Raw genomic sequence first — 17,530 nt, 5'->3', positions numbered from 1 at the left:
TCGCGACCCTCGAAACCCACTGCACCGGCTCGTACTGAGCCACCGAGTCGCCGAGTTGAGGAACCCCCCATCATGACCTCGGTCAACCAACCGATCCCCAGCCGCCGTTCCCTGCTCACCGGCGGGCTCGCGCTCGGCGCCGCGACCGTGCTGCCCCTGTGGGCGCCCGGCCGGGCGCAGGCCGCGAGCGGGCCCTCCATCGCGGACACCACCGCGTGGGGCGCCCGCCCGTCGAGCAGCCCGGTGCGGGTCCTGTCGACCCCGCCGCAGAAGATCATCGTGCACCACACGGACACGCCCAACACGACCGACTACTCGCAGGCCCAGGCATTCGGGCTCGCCCGCTCCATGCAGAACTGGGCGATGGACGAGCGCCACTGGATCGACACGGGCCAGCACTTCACCGTCTCCCGCGGCGCGTACGTCCTGGAGGGCCGGCACAGCAGCCTGGCCGCGCTCCAGGGCGGCACCCAGACCGTGGAGTCGGCACACTGCACCGGGCAGAACACCGTCGCCATCGGCATCGAGAACGAGGGCACGTACATCACGGTCGACCCGCGCAGCGAGCAGTACGCGAAGCTGGTCGAGCTGTGCGCGTACATCTGCCGCCAGTACGGGCTGCGCGCCTACCAGATCTACGGGCACCGGGACTTCAACGCCACCGAGTGCCCCGGCGACCGCCTGTACGCGATGCTCCCGCAGCTGCGGCGGGACGTCGCCGCCCGCATCGGCGGGGACCCGACGGCGCCCGTGTGGCCGCTGCTGCACAACGGCGACACCGGCGACCGGGTCCGCGCGCTCCAGCACCTGCTCGTCCGGCGCGGCGCCGCGATCACCGTGGACGGCAGCTTCGGCCCGGCCACCGAGCAGGCCGTACGGGACTTCCAGACCCTCGTCACCGCGACCTCCGACGGCTACGCGGGCAACCAGACCTGGCACCAGCTGGTCGTGCCCGTACGGCAGGGCGACACCGGCGAGGCCGTCAAGGCCGTCCAGCTCCTGCTCGCCGCCAAGGGCGTCCCTACCGGCGTCGACGGCGTCTTCGGCCCCGGCACCCTGGCCTCGGTCACCTCCTTCCAGAACGCCGCCGGGCTGCCCGCCGACGGCCTCGCCGACGCGCGCACCTTCAGCCGCCTCCTCGCCTGAAGCCCCCTCCCCCGACCAAGGAGAAACCCGCCATCATGTCGTCGACCATCCGGTCGTTCCGCCCCGTGCGCGGGGCGGTCCCGCTCGCGGCCCTCGCCGCCCTCGCCGCGCTGCTCGTGCTCATCGGCCTGGGCACGCCCGCGCACGCCTTCTCGGGCGCGTTCGTCCCCAGCCAGAGCAAGGGCAACCGGGGCTCGGACGTCACCGCCCTCCAGTACCTGCTCAACGGGCAGGGCGCGCAGCTCACCGCCGACGGCGTCTTCGGCGCCGGCACCGACACCGCCGTCCGCTCCTTCCAGTCCTCCCACGGCCTCGGCGCGGACGGCATCGTCGGCCCCAACACCTGGCGGGCGCTGACCCCGACCGTCCGCGAGGGCAGCCAGGGCGAGGCCGTCAAGGCCGTCCAGTACCTGCTCAACGCCAAGCGCGGCGCGGGCCTGAGCGTGGACGGCGCCTTCGGGCCCGGCACCGCCTCGGCCGTCCGCACCTTCCAGAGCCACGCCGGCCTCGGCGCGGACGGCATCGTCGGCCCGGACACCTGGACCAACCTGCTCTGGCACTACGAGTACGCCGACTACAACGCCGGCACCCTGTGCAACCAGAACCCCGACGGCAACTCCTCCGCCGACTGGGGAACCGCCGCCGCCATCGGCCAGCTGGAGGCCGGCGCCCGCACCTTCGCCGCCCTCGGCCGCGGCAAGGTCCCGGTCGGCGACATCGCCTTCGAGCACGGCGGCACCATCTCCGGCCACGCCACCCACCAGGTCGGCCTGGACGTCGACTTCTGGCCCGTGCGCACCGACTCGGCGCAGTGCACCGGCTCCCGGATCACCTGGGACTCCGCCTCCTACGACCGGGGCGCGACCCGCGAGCTGGTCAAGGCCCTGCGCGCGGCCGCGCCCGGGCACGTGAAGCTCATCTTCTTCAACGACCCGCAGCTGATCGCGGAGGGGCTGACCGTCCAGTACCCCAACCACGACAACCACCTCCACATCCGCTACTGCGAGCCGGTGCACCCGGACGCCAACTACCAGTGCTGACCCGAGAGTTCGAGGAACCCGCCATGACGCACGTGAGAAGACTGCCCGGCCTCGCGGCCGCGCTGCTCGCCGCCCTCGTCACCGCCCTGGTGGCGGGCGTGCTCCAGGCCGCCCCCGCGTTCGCCGCCGACTGGCCGCTGGTCAAGAACGGCAACAGCGGCGTCCAGGTGACCACCGTCCAGCACCTGCTGACCGCCCGCGGCTACGCCACCACCGCCGACGGCGTCTTCGGCTCCGGCACCGAGTCCAAGGTCCGCAGCTTCCAGAGCGCCAACAGCCTGTCCGCGGACGGCGTCGTCGGCGCCGACACCTGGTCCAAGCTGATCGTCACCGTCCGCAAGGGCGACAACGGCTCCGCGGTGAAGGCCGCCCAGACGCAGCTCAACCGGTACGGGGCCGGGCTCGCCGTCGACGGCGCCTTCGGCGACGGCACCGACGCCAAGGTCCGTTCCTTCCAGTCCTCCCACAGCCTCGACGCGGACGGCATCGTCGGCCCGGACACCTGGCGCGCCCTGGTCACCGGCTCCGCCGGCGGCAGCGGCGGCAGCAGCGGCCTGCTGACCCACTCCCAGGCGGCCGCCATCTTCACCGCGGCCGGCATCACCTGGAGCTCCTCGGGCAACTGCTCCGACCGCAACAGCAGCAGCTGCACCTCCTTCGACGGCCTGCGCCAGGCCTCCGCCGACGGCGCCGTCGCCCTGCGCCGGGCGAGCGGCTGCGCCATGAACATCACGGGCGGCACGGAGACGGGCCACGCCAGCGGCACGTACAGCCACTGGAACGGCTACAAGCTCGACTTTGCGATGTCGAGCTGCCTGACCGGCTACATCACCGGGACCTTCCCGTACTCCGGCCAGCGGGGTGACGGCGCGGCCCTCTACACCGCTCCCTCGGGCAACATCTACGCCAACGAGGGCAACCACTGGGACGTGACCTTCCTGAACTGACCCGAAACCGATCCGGCGCAACCCGGACAGCGGTCGCCGAGATGCGGCCCTGTCCGGGTTGCGGTGATATGGGGGCCTAAGTCTCGGCAAGACTATCGGGAGGCACTCCATGCGCGGAGCCACGCACGCCAAGTGGGCCGCACTGGCCACCGCCGTCGCCCTCGCGGCGACGGCCTGTGGTGGCGGCGACAGCGGCGGTGGCGGGGGAGGGGCCGAAGGCATCGTGAGTTCCTCGTGGGGCGACCCGCAGAACCCGCTGGAGCCCGCCAACACCAACGAGGTCCAGGGCGGCAAGGTCCTGTCCATGATCTTCCGGGGGCTCAAGCAGTACGACCCGAAGACCGGCGAGGCCAAGAACATGCTCGCCGAGAAGATCGATACCACCGACTCGCAGAACTTCACCATCACCGTCAAGTCCGGCTGGACCTTCTCCAACGGCGAGAAGGTCACCGCGAAGTCCTTCGTCGACGCCTGGAACTACGCCGCCCAGCTGAAGAACAACCAGAAGAACGCCTCCTTCTTCGGCCAGATCGAGGGCTACGACCAGGTCCACCCCGAGAAGGGCGAGGCCACGGCCGAGACCATGTCCGGTCTCAAGGTCACCGGTGACCAGACCTTCACCGTGAAGCTCACCCAGAAGTTCTCGACCTGGCCGGACACCCTCGGCTATGCCGCTTTCTCCCCGCTGCCCCAGGCCTTCTTCGACGACCACGCCGCCTGGCTCTCCAAGCCCGTCGGCAACGGTCCGTACACCATCGACTCCTACTCCAAGGGCTCGCAGATGGCCCTGAAGAAGTGGGACGCCTACCCGGGCCCCGACAAGGCGCAGAACGGCGGCATCACCCTCAAGGTCTACACCGACAACAACACCGCCTACACGGACCTGACGGCCGGCAACCTCGACCTCGTCGACGACGTGCCGGCCTCGCAGCTCAAGAACGTCCAGGCGGACCTCGGCGGCCGGTACATCAACGTCCCCGCCGGCATCATCCAGACCCTCTCCTTCCCGTTCTACGACCCCGCGTGGAACAAGCCGGGCCAGGAGAAGCTCCGCCAGGGCCTCTCCATGGCGATCAACCGCCAGCAGATCACCGAGACGATCTTCCAGAAGACCCGCACCCCCGCCGTCGACTGGACCTCCCCGGTGCTCGGCGAGGAGGGCGGCTACAAGGACATCTGCGGCGACTTCTGCAAGTACGACGCGGAGCAGGCCAAGAAGCTCGTCGCCGAGGGCGGCGGCATCCCCGGCGGCACGATGACGATCTCGTACAACGCCGACACCGGCTCCCACAAGGAGTGGGTGGACGCCGTGTGCAACTCCATCAACAACGCGCTCGGCAACAACAAGGCCTGCGTCGGCAACCCGATCGGCACCTTCGCCGACTTCCGCAGCCAGGTCAGCACGCAGAAGATGAAGGGCCCGTTCCGTGCCGGCTGGCAGATGGACTACCCGCTCATCCAGAACTTCCTCCAGCCGCTGTACTACACCAACGCCTCCTCCAACGACGGCAAGTACTCCGACCCGGAGTTCGACAAGCTGGTCAACCAGGCCAACGCCGAGTCCGACACCGCCAAGGCCGTCGGACTCTTCCAGCAGGCCGAGGGAGTCCTCCGCGACGACATGGGAGCCATCCCCCTCTGGTACCAGAACGGCAGCGCCGGCTACTCGGACAAGATCGAGAACGTGACCCTGAACCCCTTCAGCGTCCCGGTCTACGACCAGATCAAGGTCAAGTGAACCCTCCCGTCCCTGAACGGGGACGGGATTCCGGCTCGGTCCGCCTCCTGGAGCAGTGCTCCAGGAGGCCTTCCGTCATCGGCGCCGAGGTACCCGATTCCGTAGCCGTCACGTGCAGCGCAGCTCCACCGCCAGGCGGGCGGGCTCGCTGTCGGGGTTCCGGTCCCGCGGGCCGTCGCAATCCACCAGACCGACGGTGAGGGAGGCTTTGTCCCAGGTCAGGACACGGCCGCCGCTCCGGACGTCCTGGTCGCCGGCGCAGTGATAGCGGAACGCGGCGGTCACGAAGCGGAGCGCCGCGTAGGACACGGGCCGTGCGGCGTCCTCGAAGCGGATGTCCGCATGCCGGGCCACCTCGGTCGTCCGCCGCCCCGGCGCGGCGAGCGGCGCTCCCACCTCCGAGCCGAGTGCGTCCATCACGGCGCCGGCGGTGGGCCCTCCGCCACCGGCCGGAAGGGTGACGGTGGCGGTGCGGGGGTGGTACGGCGTCATCCCGGCGCGCACCACGCCGCCCGGCGCGACCGAGACGGGTCCGTCCAGGACGGCGAGGTCCCAGCGGCTGTCCGTCTCCCAGGCGAAGAGGGGATCGCAGGAAGACGGTGGGCCCCCGGCCCCCTGGGGCCGCGGGCCGGGACCCAGGCATCCGGCCGCGGCGCCGGCCAGCACGCAGGTGAGGGCGACCAGATGGCGCCTGCTCAGGTGACGCCACCGTTGTCGACGCAGCCGCCCTTCGAGGGCTGCCAGAGGGTCACATCCAGTTGCACCTTCTGTCCGCGCGGCTGGTCGAAGCGGTACGTGTAGTCGGCCATCCCCTGTTCCAGGTTCCAGTGCCACGTCAGGACGACTCTGTTCCCGGAGTAGAAGCGGCCGTAGTAGTCCGCGGTGTCGTCACTGCGGTTCCACTGCTTGATGCGCTGGTCGGAGGCGGTGAAGTTCATCCCCACCGCATCGCCGTTGTCCGGGTCCGTGTGGGTGACGTACGAGTCGCGGCTGCCGTGGCCGCGGGAGCTGGGGCTGCTTCCGTGGCTGCATCGCCACAGGTCGCCGTCGTCGGCGCGGCCTGTGACGGCAGGGGCCGCGGCCCCCAGCAGGGGCATCACCGCCAGTGCGGCGAGACACCATGCCGTCCTTCGGCGCTTCGGAACCGTCATGTCGGGATCCTCTCGTGCAAGGGAGGCGGCGAACATATCGGCTCTTGGCGTCGATTCACCTGAAACAGCCTCTAAAAGTGCAGCATTGGCCTAAATACGCTCTATTGGGACAAGGTGAATCGTCCAGGGATGGAGGAGATGTGGGCCGGTATGTGATCCGGCGGCTGCTGCAGATGATCCCGGTCTTCTTCGGCGCCACGCTGTTGATCTTCCTGATGGTGAACGTGATGGGCGACCCCATCGCCGGACTCTGCGGCGACCGCGCCTGCGACCCGGCGACCGCCGCCCAGCTGGAGAAGGAGTACGGCCTCGACAAGCCGGTCTGGCAGCAATACCTGACCTACATGGGCAACGTCTTCACCGGGGACTTCGGCACCGCCTTCAACGGCCAGCCCGTCACCGAGCTGATGGCCGACGCCTTCCCGGTCACCATCCGGCTCACCATCGTCGCGATCATCTTCGAGATCGTCATCGGCATCAGCCTCGGGGTCATCACCGGGCTCAAGCGCGGCCGCCCCGTGGACACCAGCGTCCTGCTGCTGACCCTGGTCGTCCTCTCCGTCCCGACCTTCGTCACCGGCCTGCTCATCCAGTGGCTCCTGGGCGTCGAATGGGGCTGGATCGAGCCGGCCGTCTCGCCCGACGCGCCCTTCGGCGAGCTGATCGTCCCCGGCCTCGTCCTCGCCTCGGTCTCGCTCGCGTACGTCACCCGGCTCACCCGGACCTCGATCGCCGAGAACAAGAGCGCCGACTACGTCCGTACCGCCGTCGCCAAGGGTCTGCCCCGCCGCCGGGTCATCAGCCGTCACCTGCTGCGGAACAGCCTCATCCCGGTGGTCACCTTCATCGGCGCCGACGTCGGGGCGCTCATGGGCGGAGCCATCGTCACCGAACGGATCTTCAACATCCACGGAGTCGGCTTCCAGCTCTACAACGGCATCGTGCGCCAGAGCACCCAGACCGTGGTCGGCTTCGTGACCATCCTCGTGCTGGTGTTCCTGTTCGCCAACCTCCTGGTCGACCTCCTGTACGCCGTCCTTGACCCGAGGATCCGCTATGCCTGAGCCCCATGAGCCGCTGGAGTCGTACGGTGAGGAAGGGCGAGCGATCGCCTCGACCGGCGCCGGAGGCGCGGCCGACTTCGGCACCGACGACGCCGAGACGCTGGAGAAGAACCTCGAGAACGGCCCCGACACCGCCCCCGACTCCGGCCCCGACAAGAAGCCCCGCTCCCTCTGGTCCGACGCCTGGCACGACCTGCGCCGCAACCCGATCTTCATCATCTCCGCGCTCGTCATCCTCTTCCTGGTCGTCATCTCCATCTGGCCCTCGCTGATCGCCTCCGGAGACCCGCTCGCCTGCGATCTGTCCAAGGCACAGGAGGGCTCCCAGCCCGGCCACCCCTTCGGCTTCAACGGCCAGGGCTGCGACGTCTACACCCGCACCGTCTACGGCGCCCGGACGTCCGTGACCGTCGGCGTCCTCGCCACCCTCGGCGTCGCCGTCCTCGGCAGCATCCTCGGCGGCTTCGCCGGCTTCTACGGCGGCGCGTGGGACGGCATCCTCTCCCGCCTCACCGACGTCTTCTTCGCCATCCCCGTCGTCCTCGGCGGCCTCGTGCTCCTGTCCGTGGTCACCAGTGCCACCGTCTGGCCCGTCATCGGCTTCATGGTGCTCCTGGGCTGGCCGCAGATCTCCCGCATCGCCCGCGGCTCGGTCATCACCGCCAAACAGAACGACTACGTCCAGGCCGCCCGCGCGCTCGGTGCCTCCAACTCCCGGATGATGCTCCGGCACATCACGCCGAACGCCGTCGCCCCCGTGATCGTCGTCGCCACCATCGCCCTCGGCACGTACATCGCCCTGGAGGCGACCCTGTCGTACCTCGGCGTCGGGCTGAAGCCGCCGACCGTCTCCTGGGGCATCGACATCTCCTCGGCGTCGCTGTACATCCGCAACGCGCCCCACATGCTGCTCTGGCCGGCCGGTGCGCTCGCGATCACGGTGCTCGCCTTCATCATGCTCGGCGACGCGGTGCGCGACGCCCTCGACCCGAAGCTGAGGTAGGGACCCATGCTGCTCGAAGTGCGCGACCTGCACGTGGAGTTCCACACCCGGGACGGGGTGGCCAAGGCCGTCAACGGCGTCAACTACTCCGTCGACGCGGGGGAGACCCTCGCCGTCCTCGGCGAGTCCGGCTCCGGCAAGTCCGTCACCGCCCAGGCCGTCATGGGCATCCTCGACATCCCGCCCGGGAAGATCAGCGGCGGCGAGATCCTCTTCCAGGGCCAGGACCTCCTGAAGCTCAAGGAGGAGGAGCGGCGCAAGGTCCGCGGCGCCAAGATGGCGATGATCTTCCAGGACGCGCTGTCCTCCCTCAACCCCGTCATCAGCGTCGGTGACCAGCTCGGCGAGATGTTCCAGGTCCACCAGGGGATGTCGCGCAAGGACTCCAGGGCCAAGGCCATCGAACTGATGGACAGGGTCCGCATCCCCGCCGCCAGGGAACGCGTCGGCCAGTACCCCCACCAGTTCTCCGGCGGCATGCGCCAGCGCATCATGATCGCGATGGCGCTCGCCCTCGAACCCGAGCTGATCATCGCCGACGAGCCCACCACCGCCCTCGACGTCACCGTCCAGGCCCAGGTCATGGACCTCCTCGCCGAGCTCCAGCGCGAGCTCAACATGGGCCTCATCCTCATCACCCACGACCTCGGCGTCGTCGCCGACGTCGCCGACAAGATCGCCGTCATGTACGCGGGCCGGATCGTCGAACAGGCCCCCGTCCACGAGATCTACAAGGCCCCCGCCCACCCCTACACCCGGGGCCTGCTCGACTCCATCCCGCGCCTGGACCAGAAGGGCCAGGAGCTCTACGCGATCAAGGGCCTCCCGCCCAACCTCCTCGCCATCCCGCCCGGCTGCGCCTTCAACCCGCGCTGCCCCATGGCCCAGGACGTCTGCCGGACCGACGAGCCCCCGCTGTACGACGTGACCGAGTCCCCGGTGCCGCGCGCCAGCGCCTGCCACTTCTGGAAGGAGTGCCTCCATGGCTGAGGCGATTCTCGAAGTCCGGGACCTCCACAAGCACTACCCGCTGACCCAGGGCATCGTCTTCAAGAAGCAGGTCGGCGCCGTCCGGGCCGTCGACGGGGTCGACTTCGACCTCGCCGCCGGGGAGACCCTCGGCATCGTCGGCGAATCCGGCTGCGGCAAGTCCACGGTCGCGAAGATGCTGGTCAACCTGGAACGGCCGACCTCCGGCACCATCCGCTACAAGGGCGAGGACATCACCAAGCTCTCCCCGCGCGCCCTGAAGTCCGTCCGCCGCAACATCCAGATGGTCTTCCAGGACCCGTACACCTCGCTCAACCCGCGCATGACCGTCGGCGACATCATCGGCGAGCCGTACGAGATCCACCCCGAGGTCGCGCCCAAGGGCGACCGGCGCCGCAAGGTCCAGGACCTCCTGGACGTCGTCGGCCTCAACCCCGAGTACATCAACCGCTATCCGCACCAGTTCTCCGGCGGCCAGCGCCAGCGCATCGGCATCGCCCGCGGCCTCGCCCTCCAGCCCGAGGTCATCGTCGCGGACGAGCCGGTCTCCGCGCTCGACGTCTCCGTCCAGGCGCAGGTCGTCAACCTCCTCGACCGCCTCCAGGCGGAGTTCTCCCTGTCGTACGTCTTCATCGCCCACGACCTCTCGATCGTCCGGCACATCTCCGACCGCGTCGGCGTCATGTACCTCGGCCGGATCGTCGAGATCGGCACCGACGCCCAGATCTACGACCACCCCACCCACCCCTACACACAGGCGCTGCTCTCCGCCGTCCCCGTGCCCGACCCCGAGGCGCGCGCCCACCGCGAGCGGATCCTCCTGGCCGGCGACGTCCCCTCCCCGGCCAACATCCCCTCCGGCTGCCGCTTCCGCACCCGCTGCTGGAAGGCCCAGGAGCGCTGCACCCTCGAAGTCCCGCTCCTCGCCGTCCCCGCCGTCTTCCGCCTCACGGACAGCCCCGCGAAACACGACTCGGCCTGCCACTTCGCGGAGGAGAAGCGGGTGGTGCCGCCGGAGAACGGCGAGGAGGAGCCCAAGTCCCTTTAACGTGCGGGCAACCCGGCGGAATCGGATCCGATATACGGACATTGGATATTGGCTCCGTACGGCCGTGCGGGTGCCGTGAGCCGGCCGGGGCGCGCCATGTCGCCCCGGCCGGCTGCCATGTGACGTTCATGCGGAACCGCTTGTTTCGCTCGGTCGCGACCGTGAGTATCGGGGCCGTGACTGTGACACGACCGGCACGTCTCACCGGCGCCGCGCTCTGCGCCGCGCTCGCCCTCATCGCCGCCGTGTGGATCCTCAAGGACCTCGCCGCGCTCGGGTCGCCCGCCGACCTCGCCTGGTACTGGGCCGGGGACCACCACTTCCTGATCCGGGGGCGGTCCACCACCTCCCTGATCGACCCCGTCCTCCTCGCCGTCTACGCCGCCTGCGCCGTCGCCGCGCTCCGCTCACGGCACGCGGCCTCCGCCCTCGCCGCCGCCGGCGCGACCACCCTCGCCCTGCGCCTCCCCGGGCTCTGGGCGCCCGGGAGCGGCGCCCTCGTCACCGCCCTCCTCGAACTGGCCCTCGGTGCCGGACTGGTCCTCACCGCAGCCGTGGGCCGCCGCCCGGCGGACGCCCCGTACGAGCAGGAACCCACCCGCCCCCGCACCGGCCCCGCCGTCACGGCCGGGATCCTCCTCGCGCTCGCCGCGCTCTTCACGACCCTGTGGGAGCTGTACTGGGCCGGCGAACTGCCCCTGGAGATCACCGTCGACCGGTTCACCGGCGGCCGCTCCATCGTGAAACCGGCCCTCGCGCCCCCGCCCGGCTGGCTGTCGGCGATCGCCCTCGGCCTGTACGGCACCGCCGCCGTCTCCTGCTTCGCACGCGCCCGCCACAGCCGGGCCTTCGGGCTCCTCGCCGCCGTCCTCCTGACGGCGGGCGGGCTCGGCGGGGTCGCCCGCGCCGTCCGGTACGAGACCCTCGTCCGGCTCGACGACCTCACCACCCTCGACGCGACGGGCGTCCTCACCTCCGTCTTCGAACTGCTCGCCGGCCTCGTGGTGCTCGTGCTCCTGGCCGGGCGCGGCGCCCCCGCCGCCGCACCCGGTCCGTACCCCGTGGCCGGGGCCCGCCCCCCGGCCCCGCCCCACCCGACACCGCCCGGCTGGTGAACCGGGGCCCGTCCTCCGGGTCATGCCGGGACCCGGAGGACAGGCCCTACCGCGCGAGGCCGAGCGACCGCCTCAGGAAGTCCACCTGGAGCAGCAGCAGGTTCTCCGCCACCTGCTCCTGCGGCGTCATGTGCGTCACCCCGGACAGCGGCAGCACCTCGTGCGGCCGGCCCGCCGCGAGCAGCGCCGACGAGAGCCGCAGCGCGTGCCCCACCACCACGTTGTCGTCCGCGAGACCGTGCACGACCATCATCGGCCGGGCCGGCTCCTCCGGCGCGGACAGACCGTCGTCGGTGAGCAGCGACTGCGCCGCGTACACCTCGGGGTCGTCCTGCGGGGTGCCGAGGTACCGCTCCGTGTAGTGCGTGTCGTACAGCCGCCAGTCCGTCACCGGCGCCCCGACCACCGCCGCGTGGAAGACGTCGGGCCGCCGGAGCACCGCACGCGCCGCCAGATAGCCGCCGTACGACCAGCCGCGGATCGCCACCCGGTCCAGATCGAGCGGGAAACGCCCGGCCAGTGCCCCCAGCGCCTCCACCTGGTCGTCCAGGGTCGGCGAGAGGTCCCGCAGGATCGCCTTCTCCCAGGCGGGGGAGCGGCCCGGCATGCCCCGCCCGTCCGCCACGACCACCGCGAAGCCCTGGTCGGCGAACCACTGCGAGGTCAGGTGCGGGTTGTGCGCGGCGAGCACCCGCTGCCCGTGCGGACCGCCGTACGGATCCATCAGGACCGGCAGCGGCCCGTCCCCCTCCTCGTACCCCGAGGGCAGCAGCACCGCGCACGGGATCCGCCGCGCCCCCGCCTCCGTGAGCCGCACCCGCGCGGAGATCACCGGCCGCTGGGCGTACGAGCCCACCACCGCGGCCCGCTCGCCGTCCCGCAGCACCCGCGCCACGCTCCCCGGCTCCTCCGGCCGCGCCGACACCAGGACCGTCACCGCGCCCGAGCGCACCGCGCCGTGAACCCCGGGACCCTCCGACAGCCGCGTCAGCCGCTCCGCGCCCCGCCCGGTCACCCGGTACACATGGATCTCGCCGGTCTCCGGCTCCGCCGCCGCCTCACCCGCCGAGGCCGACACCAGGACGTCGTCCGCCCCGACGTCCAGGACCGCCCGGACGTGCAGTTCCGGACCCGTCCACGTCTGCTCCCCGACGGCGAGGGCCCGCGCCCCGCCCTCGTCCGTGATCCGTACGAGCCCGCCGCCCGGCCCCCACGCCGGCACCCCGTGGTGCAGCTCCAGCCAGGCCGGGTCCGCCTCCGACCGTACGGTCGCGGTCCTCCCCGACTCCGGGTCCACCGTCAGGAACAGCTGCTCCCGCTGGTCCCGCGTCTGCACCAGGAGCAGCGGCGCCCCGGCCGCCGACCAGTGCACCCGCGCCAGGTACGGATACCGCTCCCGGTCCCACACCACCTCGGTGCGGGACCCGTCGAGGCCGAGGAAGAAGAGCCGCACCTCCGCGTTGGCCGTGCCCGCCGCCGGGTACCCCACCCGCTGCGGCTCCCGCTCCGGGTGCGCCGGGTCCGCGATCCACCAGCGCCGCACCGCCCGGTCGTCCGCGCGCGCCACGAGCAGCCGGTCCGAGTCGGGCGACCACCAGGATCCGCGCTCCCGGCCCATCTCCTCCGAGGCGATGAATTCGGCCAATCCGTAGGAGACGTGATCGTCCTCCGGAACGGCCAGCGCGCGGTCGCCCGAACCGTCCGCGCCGACCACCCGCAGGGCGCCCTCCGCCACGTACGCCACGAACCGCCCGTCCGGCGAGGGACGGGGGTCGATCACCGGCCCCGGCACCGGAAGCTCCCGCGCCGTCCCCGCCCGCAGCTCCGCCGTGAACAGCCGCCCCGACAGCGCGAACGCCGCCAACTCCACGGCCCCGTCCACCGCGTACGCCACGATCCCCGCCGAGCCCTCCCGGCTCCGCTCCCGGCGCGCCCGCTCCTGCGGCGACAACTCCTCCTCCGCGCCCGCGAGCAGCGCCGCCGGGTCCGCGGCCGTCCGCTCCCCGGGCTCGCCGTCCCGGGGCAGGTCCAGCACCCAGAGCCGGTGCGAACGGTCCGTCCCCGAACCGGATCTGACGAACACCACGCGCTCCCCGTCCGGGGAGACCGAGAAACCACGCGGGACCCCCAGGGTGAACCGCTGGGTCCGCGCGTGCTGACGGGGGAAGGACAGCCCGGCCGAGGGTGTGGACGGCTGCTGCGAAGACAAGGTCATGCGGCTGAAACTAGCGCTGTGCGCCCCCCTCGTGCCTCCGTCCGCCGATCGATGCGGCGGCACGGATAGTTATGATCCGTAGCGCTAGGTGGGTATGCATCGGACTGGCATGCCCTCTGGCACATGCTGATCGACCGAACCGCTCGAATATCCGACCGAAGGTGGAGGTGAACCGCCGTGGCACTCTCGATCTCCGTGGTGGTGCTGCTGGCGATCGTCGTCTTCCTGCTGATCCGGAAATCCGGGCTGAAGGCTGGACATGCGGCGGTCTGCGCGCTCCTGGGCTTCTACCTGGCGAGCTCCTCCATCGCCCCGTCCATCAGTACCCTCACGACGAACGTGGCGGGCATGATCGGCGGCCTCAAGTTCTGACCGGCCCGACCTCGTAGGGTGGGGGCATGTCCGATCTCCCCGCCCGCCGTCTGCTGCTCGTGCACGCGCACCCGGACGACGAGTCGATCAACAACGGCGCCACCATGGCCAGGTACGCGGCCGAGGGTGCCCTCGTCACCCTGGTCACCTGCACGCTCGGCGAGGAGGGCGAGGTCATCCCGCCCGACCTCGCCCACCTGGCCCCCGACCGGGAGGACCGGCTCGGCCCGCACCGCGTCGGCGAACTCGCCGCCGCGATGACCGAGCTCGGCGTCACCGACCACCGCTTCCTCGGCGGCCCCGGGCGCTTCCGCGACTCCGGAATGATGGGCGCCGAGCAGAACAAGCGCGCGAACGCCTTCTGGAACACCGACGTCGACACCGCCGCGCCGCACCTCGTCGAGGTGATCCGCGAGACCCGCCCGCAGGTCCTGATCACCTACGACCCCGACGGCGGCTACGGCCACCCCGACCACATCCAGGCCCACCGGGTCGCCACCCGCGCCGCCGAACTCGCGGCGGACGCCTCGTACCGCCCCGACCTCGGCCCGGCCCACACGATCGCCAAGATCTACTGGAACCGCGTCCCGCGCCCCGTCGCCGAGGCCGGATTCGCCCGGCTCCGCGCCGAGGGCTCCGTCTTCCCCGCGATCGCCGACGTCGACGACGTCCCGGGCGTCGTCGGCGAGGACCGGATCACCGCCGAGATCGCCGCCGACCCCGCGTACACGGCCCGCAAGAGCGCCGCGATGGCCGCCCACGCCACCCAAGTCGCCGTCGACGGTCCCTTCTTCGCCCTCTCCAACGACCTAGGCCAGCCGATCTTCACCACCGAGTACTACGAACTCGTCCAGGGCACCTCCGGCGCCCCTGCGGGCGAGCGCGAGACGGACCTCTTCGCGGGAGTGACGGCGTGAGCGACTCTCCGGTCTCCCCGGGCGTCCGGTACGTCTCGTACGCCGTCCTGTTCGTCCTCGGCGCCCTCGTCGGCATCGCCGGAAGCCTCGTCCAAGCCGCCTGGTTCCCCCTCGGCTTGCTCCTCGCGCTCCTGGCCGCCGCCGCCCTCTTCTACGGAGGGCTCCGCGCCACCGGCACCCAGGCCGGCGTCGCCTCCGCCGGCGGCGGCTGGATCGTCGCCGTCATCCTGCTCAGCCTCGGACGGCCCGAGGGCGACGGGGTGTTCGGCGGAGGCGGCGGCGAGCTGCTCTTCCTCTTCGGGGGCATGGCGCTCGCTGTGATGTGCGCCACGTTGCCCCGGCTGTCACGACCGACCCCGTGAACAGGACGACTTGAGACCGGGGACGTCCTGACTTCGGCCGGATTGCCCGTCGTACGTCACCCAGGGGTCGGGTATGAGTCGGCGGCGTTCAGTATGGTGGTGCGCGCCGCCGAACCGCCCGGGTCAACACGAGCATCAGCAAGAGCGGGCGGTGGAGCCAACCGGGAGATCCTGCTTTGAGTCGTGAAACTGGTCGAGAGACTGACAGTTCGTCCTCCGGCGCCCAGGGGCGCGGTGGAGCCGCCTACCCCTCGGGTACCCCGCCGTACGGATCCCGCCAGTATCCGTCGCTCCACCCCACGCAGGACGCGCCGGAGGAGCCCCCCGCCGCGTCCGCGCCGACGGAGGAGCCCAAGACCGAGACGACGCTGACGACCCGGATCCGGATCAACATCCCGGGTTCGCGTCCGATTCCGCCGGTCGTGGTCCGCAAGACGGTCAACGAGGCGTCCGCCCCGGACCCCGAGCCGGAGCCCGCTCCCGCCGCGGAGCCGGAGCCCGAGCCCGTGGCCGCGCCGGAGCCGCCGCGGGCGGCCGAGGAGCCCCCGCAGGCTCCGAAGGCGAAGGAGACGAGCGACTGGTTCGCCCCGCGCAAGGCCGCGGCCCCCGCGCCCGCTCCGGCACCCGCCCCGGCCCCGGCGCCCGCCGCCAAGCCGTCCCCGGCGCCCACCGGACCGGACGCGCAGGGCACGGGCTTCGCGGGCTCGGCGACCTCGGGCGTCCCGACGGTCGGCACCACCCCGTCGAGCCGCCCGGTCACGGCGACCGCGCAGACCCCGCAGGGCAACCCGCTGTACGAGAGCGGGACGCCGGCGGCCGGCACCCCGATGTACGAGGGGACGCCCGCGGGCGGTACGCCGATGTACGAGGGGACGCCCGCCGCGGGCACCCCGATGTACGACGGCACGCCCGCCGCCGGCACCCCGATGTACGACGGCACCCCGGCGGCCGGTACGCCCGCGTACCCCGGTCCCGGCGGCCCGGGTGCTCAGGGCGGCCCGGCGGCGCCGACCGGCCCCACCACGGGCCCGGTCACCGGCACCGCCACCTTCGGCGGCGCGAAGACCGCCCCCCGGCACCCCTTCGGCGGCGGCCCGGGCGCGGCGGGTTCCCCGTTCGCCTCCGCCGGCGGCGCGCCCCGCATGTCGGACGACACCGCCGTCCTGACGCCGCAGCAGCCGGCCCCGGCGCCGCACTCCGGTCCGGGCACGGCGGCCGACGGCGGCGCGCACATCTCCGGGGACACGCTCACCAGTGGCATCCCCGTGGTCCCGCCGACGGCGGCGCGCCCGAACCTGACGCCGCGCATCGAGGAGCACGCGACCCCCGCTCCCGCGCCCGCGCCCGCGCCGCGCCAGGCCCCGGCGGCGAACCGGGCCCCGGCGAAGAAGGGCCGCTCCAAGCTGGTCCTCGTCGCGGTCGGAGTCGTCGGCCTCGCGGGTGTGGCGTACGGCGCCGGACTGCTCCTCAACCACTCCGACGTCCCGAAGGGCACCACGGTGCTCGGCGTGGACATCGGCGGCGGTACGAAGGAGGAGGCCGTCAACAAGCTGGACGCGGCGCTCGGCAAGCGGGCCACGGCCCCGCTCCAGCTGAGCGTCGGCGGCAAGAAGGTCCAGCTGGCCCCGGACAAGGCGGGCCTGGCGCTCGACAGCCAGGAGACGGTCCGCGCGGCGGCGGGCAGCGACTACAACCCGGTCTCGGTGATCGGCTCCCTCTTCGGCGGCGAGCGGGTCGCGAAGCCGGTCTTCCCGGTCGACGAGGAGAAGCTCGCGGTCGCGCTGACCGACCTGGCCGGCTCGTCCGCGTCGGCGACGGAGGGCACGATCCTCTTCGCCCCGAACAAGGTGACCCCGGTCGAGGGCAAGCCCGGCCAGGGCCTGGACGTCCAGCGTTCGATGATCTCGGTACGGGACGCCTTCCGGGCCCAGGTCGAGACGGGCCGGAACACGCTGGTCGAGCTGCCGGTCACCACCCGCGAACCGACGATCACGAAGGCCGAGCTGGACCGGGCGATGAAGGAGTTCGCGACGCCCGCGATGTCCGGCCTGATCAGGATCCAGGCGGGCGGCAAGCACATCGACTTCGGTCCGGCGCGGTCGCTGCCGCAGATCCTGTCGATGAAGGCGGTCGACGGCCGGCTGGTCGAGGTCTACGACAAGAAGGCGATCGACCGGCTCCTCGACGGCGCCTTCGACGGCGTCATGATCACCAAGGGCGACGGCAGCAAGCACCAGGTCTCGGCCGACGACGTGGCCTTCGTGATGCGCGACGCCCTGAAGGGCAAGACCCTCGCGGAACGCACGAAGACGATCAACCTCACGGGCGAGGGCTGACAGTCCCCGCCCCGGCCGCGTGAGCCCCCGCCCCACCGGGGCCGGGGGCTCACGCGCGCGCGTGGGCACGAGACGGAGGAGCCGGA

The 17,530-nt window shown here is 71.8% G+C and carries 16 protein-coding genes and 1 pseudogene; 14 read left to right on the top strand and 3 right to left on the bottom strand.

What is annotated here, in order from left to right; all coding sequences use genetic code 11:
* The first annotated feature begins 72 nt into the window (after positions 1–72).
* From ACF07V_RS00705 to ACF07V_RS00685, 5 genes and pseudogenes are all read left to right on the top strand, one after another.
* Positions 73–1,146 carry an N-acetylmuramoyl-L-alanine amidase gene (locus ACF07V_RS00705; protein WP_392151347.1) on the top strand — a complete coding sequence of 358 codons (1,074 nt, stop codon included), beginning with the start codon at positions 73–75 and terminating at the stop codon, positions 1,144–1,146.
* Between the two features lie 35 nt (positions 1,147–1,181).
* Complete coding sequence (locus tag ACF07V_RS00700; protein WP_392150725.1) at positions 1,182–2,186, top strand: penicillin-insensitive murein endopeptidase; 1,005 nt, start codon at positions 1,182–1,184, stop codon at positions 2,184–2,186.
* A gap of 23 nt (positions 2,187–2,209) precedes the next feature.
* Positions 2,210–2,497: pseudogene (locus tag ACF07V_RS00695) on the top strand (peptidoglycan-binding protein); the annotation flags it as partial.
* A 48-nt stretch (positions 2,498–2,545) separates the two neighbouring features.
* Positions 2,546–3,133: a peptidoglycan-binding protein gene (locus ACF07V_RS00690; RefSeq protein WP_392151346.1), complete on the top strand. Its 588-nt coding sequence runs from the start codon at positions 2,546–2,548 to the stop codon at positions 3,131–3,133.
* Between the two features lie 109 nt (positions 3,134–3,242).
* Positions 3,243–4,871, top strand: coding sequence for an ABC transporter substrate-binding protein (locus tag ACF07V_RS00685; protein WP_392150724.1), 1,629 nt, complete (start codon positions 3,243–3,245; stop codon positions 4,869–4,871).
* Between the two features lie 108 nt (positions 4,872–4,979).
* Here the strand turns inward: ACF07V_RS00685 and ACF07V_RS00680 are convergent, their stop codons facing one another.
* Together ACF07V_RS00680 and ACF07V_RS00675 are read right to left on the bottom strand one after the other, a co-directional pair.
* Positions 4,980–5,537: a hypothetical protein gene (locus ACF07V_RS00680; RefSeq protein ID WP_392150723.1), complete on the bottom strand. Its 558-nt coding sequence runs from the start codon at positions 5,535–5,537 to the stop codon at positions 4,980–4,982.
* A gap of 29 nt (positions 5,538–5,566) precedes the next feature.
* Positions 5,567–6,022 (bottom strand): hypothetical protein, encoded by a 456-nt coding sequence (locus tag ACF07V_RS00675; RefSeq protein ID WP_392150722.1) that lies wholly within the window; start codon positions 6,020–6,022, stop codon positions 5,567–5,569.
* Between the two features lie 140 nt (positions 6,023–6,162).
* Between ACF07V_RS00675 and ACF07V_RS00670 the strand changes: the two genes are divergently transcribed.
* The 5 genes from ACF07V_RS00670 (at position 6,163) to ACF07V_RS00650 (ending at position 11,242) form a co-directional block, all read left to right on the top strand.
* Positions 6,163–7,086 (top strand): ABC transporter permease, encoded by a 924-nt coding sequence (locus ACF07V_RS00670; protein WP_392150721.1) that lies wholly within the window; start codon positions 6,163–6,165, stop codon positions 7,084–7,086.
* Positions 7,079–8,089 (top strand): ABC transporter permease, encoded by a 1,011-nt coding sequence (locus ACF07V_RS00665; protein ID WP_392150720.1) that lies wholly within the window; start codon positions 7,079–7,081, stop codon positions 8,087–8,089. The genes ACF07V_RS00670 and ACF07V_RS00665 overlap by 8 nt, the downstream gene beginning before the upstream one ends.
* A gap of 6 nt (positions 8,090–8,095) precedes the next feature.
* Positions 8,096–9,079, top strand: a complete 984-nt coding sequence (locus ACF07V_RS00660) for an ABC transporter ATP-binding protein (RefSeq protein WP_392150719.1) — start codon at positions 8,096–8,098, stop codon at positions 9,077–9,079.
* Positions 9,072–10,127 carry an ABC transporter ATP-binding protein gene (locus ACF07V_RS00655; protein ID WP_392150718.1) on the top strand — a complete coding sequence of 352 codons (1,056 nt, stop codon included), beginning with the start codon at positions 9,072–9,074 and terminating at the stop codon, positions 10,125–10,127. Before ACF07V_RS00660 ends, ACF07V_RS00655 begins: the two co-directional genes overlap by 8 nt.
* Before the next feature lie 176 nt (positions 10,128–10,303).
* Positions 10,304–11,242, top strand: a complete 939-nt coding sequence (locus ACF07V_RS00650; RefSeq protein ID WP_392150717.1) for a hypothetical protein — start codon at positions 10,304–10,306, stop codon at positions 11,240–11,242.
* A 46-nt stretch (positions 11,243–11,288) separates the two neighbouring features.
* On the opposite strand, the gene ACF07V_RS00645 is transcribed toward ACF07V_RS00650, so the two are convergent.
* Positions 11,289–13,457 carry a prolyl oligopeptidase family serine peptidase gene (locus ACF07V_RS00645; RefSeq protein ID WP_392150716.1) on the bottom strand — a complete coding sequence of 723 codons (2,169 nt, stop codon included), beginning with the start codon at positions 13,455–13,457 and terminating at the stop codon, positions 11,289–11,291.
* A gap of 177 nt (positions 13,458–13,634) precedes the next feature.
* On the opposite strand from ACF07V_RS00645, the gene ACF07V_RS00640 reads away from it, so the two are divergent.
* The 4 genes from ACF07V_RS00640 to ACF07V_RS00625 all read left to right on the top strand — a co-directional run bounded on the left by ACF07V_RS00640 (position 13,635) and on the right by ACF07V_RS00625 (position 17,444).
* Positions 13,635–13,829, top strand: a complete 195-nt coding sequence (locus ACF07V_RS00640; RefSeq protein ID WP_015035959.1) for a hypothetical protein — start codon at positions 13,635–13,637, stop codon at positions 13,827–13,829.
* A 26-nt stretch (positions 13,830–13,855) separates the two neighbouring features.
* On the top strand, positions 13,856–14,746 hold the full coding sequence (gene mshB / locus ACF07V_RS00635; RefSeq protein WP_392150715.1) for an N-acetyl-1-D-myo-inositol-2-amino-2-deoxy-alpha-D-glucopyranoside deacetylase: 891 nt from the start codon (positions 13,856–13,858) through the stop codon (positions 14,744–14,746).
* A complete protein-coding gene (locus tag ACF07V_RS00630) occupies positions 14,743–15,108 on the top strand; it encodes a DUF6113 family protein (RefSeq protein ID WP_392150714.1) in 366 nt (121 codons plus the stop codon). The genes mshB and ACF07V_RS00630 overlap by 4 nt, the downstream gene beginning before the upstream one ends.
* Positions 15,109–15,284: 176 nt before the next feature.
* A complete protein-coding gene (locus tag ACF07V_RS00625; RefSeq protein WP_392150713.1) occupies positions 15,285–17,444 on the top strand; it encodes a hypothetical protein in 2,160 nt (719 codons plus the stop codon).
* The last annotated feature ends 86 nt before the right edge of the window (positions 17,445–17,530 follow it).

Origin of the sequence: Streptomyces sp. NPDC015661, assembly GCF_043077765.1 — a bacterium.
Classification (GTDB): domain Bacteria; phylum Actinomycetota; class Actinomycetes; order Streptomycetales; family Streptomycetaceae; genus Streptomyces.
This window is presented reverse-complemented; position numbering and strand designations above follow the sequence as displayed.

What these genes read in the sequence shown, in the direction of transcription:
- ACF07V_RS00705 (WP_392151347.1), top strand. Translation starts at nt 73, where the DNA reads ATGACCTCGGTCAACCAACCGATCCCCAGCCGCCGTTCCCTGCTCACC.
- ACF07V_RS00700 (WP_392150725.1), top strand. Translation starts at nt 1,182, where the DNA reads ATGTCGTCGACCATCCGGTCGTTCCGCCCCGTGCGCGGGGCGGTCCCG.
- ACF07V_RS00685 (WP_392150724.1), top strand. Translation starts at nt 3,243, where the DNA reads ATGCGCGGAGCCACGCACGCCAAGTGGGCCGCACTGGCCACCGCCGTC.
- ACF07V_RS00675 (WP_392150722.1), bottom strand. Translation starts at nt 6,022, where the DNA reads ATGACGGTTCCGAAGCGCCGAAGGACGGCATGGTGTCTCGCCGCACTG.
- ACF07V_RS00665 (WP_392150720.1), top strand. Translation starts at nt 7,079, where the DNA reads ATGCCTGAGCCCCATGAGCCGCTGGAGTCGTACGGTGAGGAAGGGCGA.
- ACF07V_RS00660 (WP_392150719.1), top strand. Translation starts at nt 8,096, where the DNA reads ATGCTGCTCGAAGTGCGCGACCTGCACGTGGAGTTCCACACCCGGGAC.
- ACF07V_RS00655 (WP_392150718.1), top strand. Translation starts at nt 9,072, where the DNA reads ATGGCTGAGGCGATTCTCGAAGTCCGGGACCTCCACAAGCACTACCCG.
- ACF07V_RS00645 (WP_392150716.1), bottom strand. Translation starts at nt 13,457, where the DNA reads ATGACCTTGTCTTCGCAGCAGCCGTCCACACCCTCGGCCGGGCTGTCC.
- mshB (WP_392150715.1), top strand. Translation starts at nt 13,856, where the DNA reads ATGTCCGATCTCCCCGCCCGCCGTCTGCTGCTCGTGCACGCGCACCCG.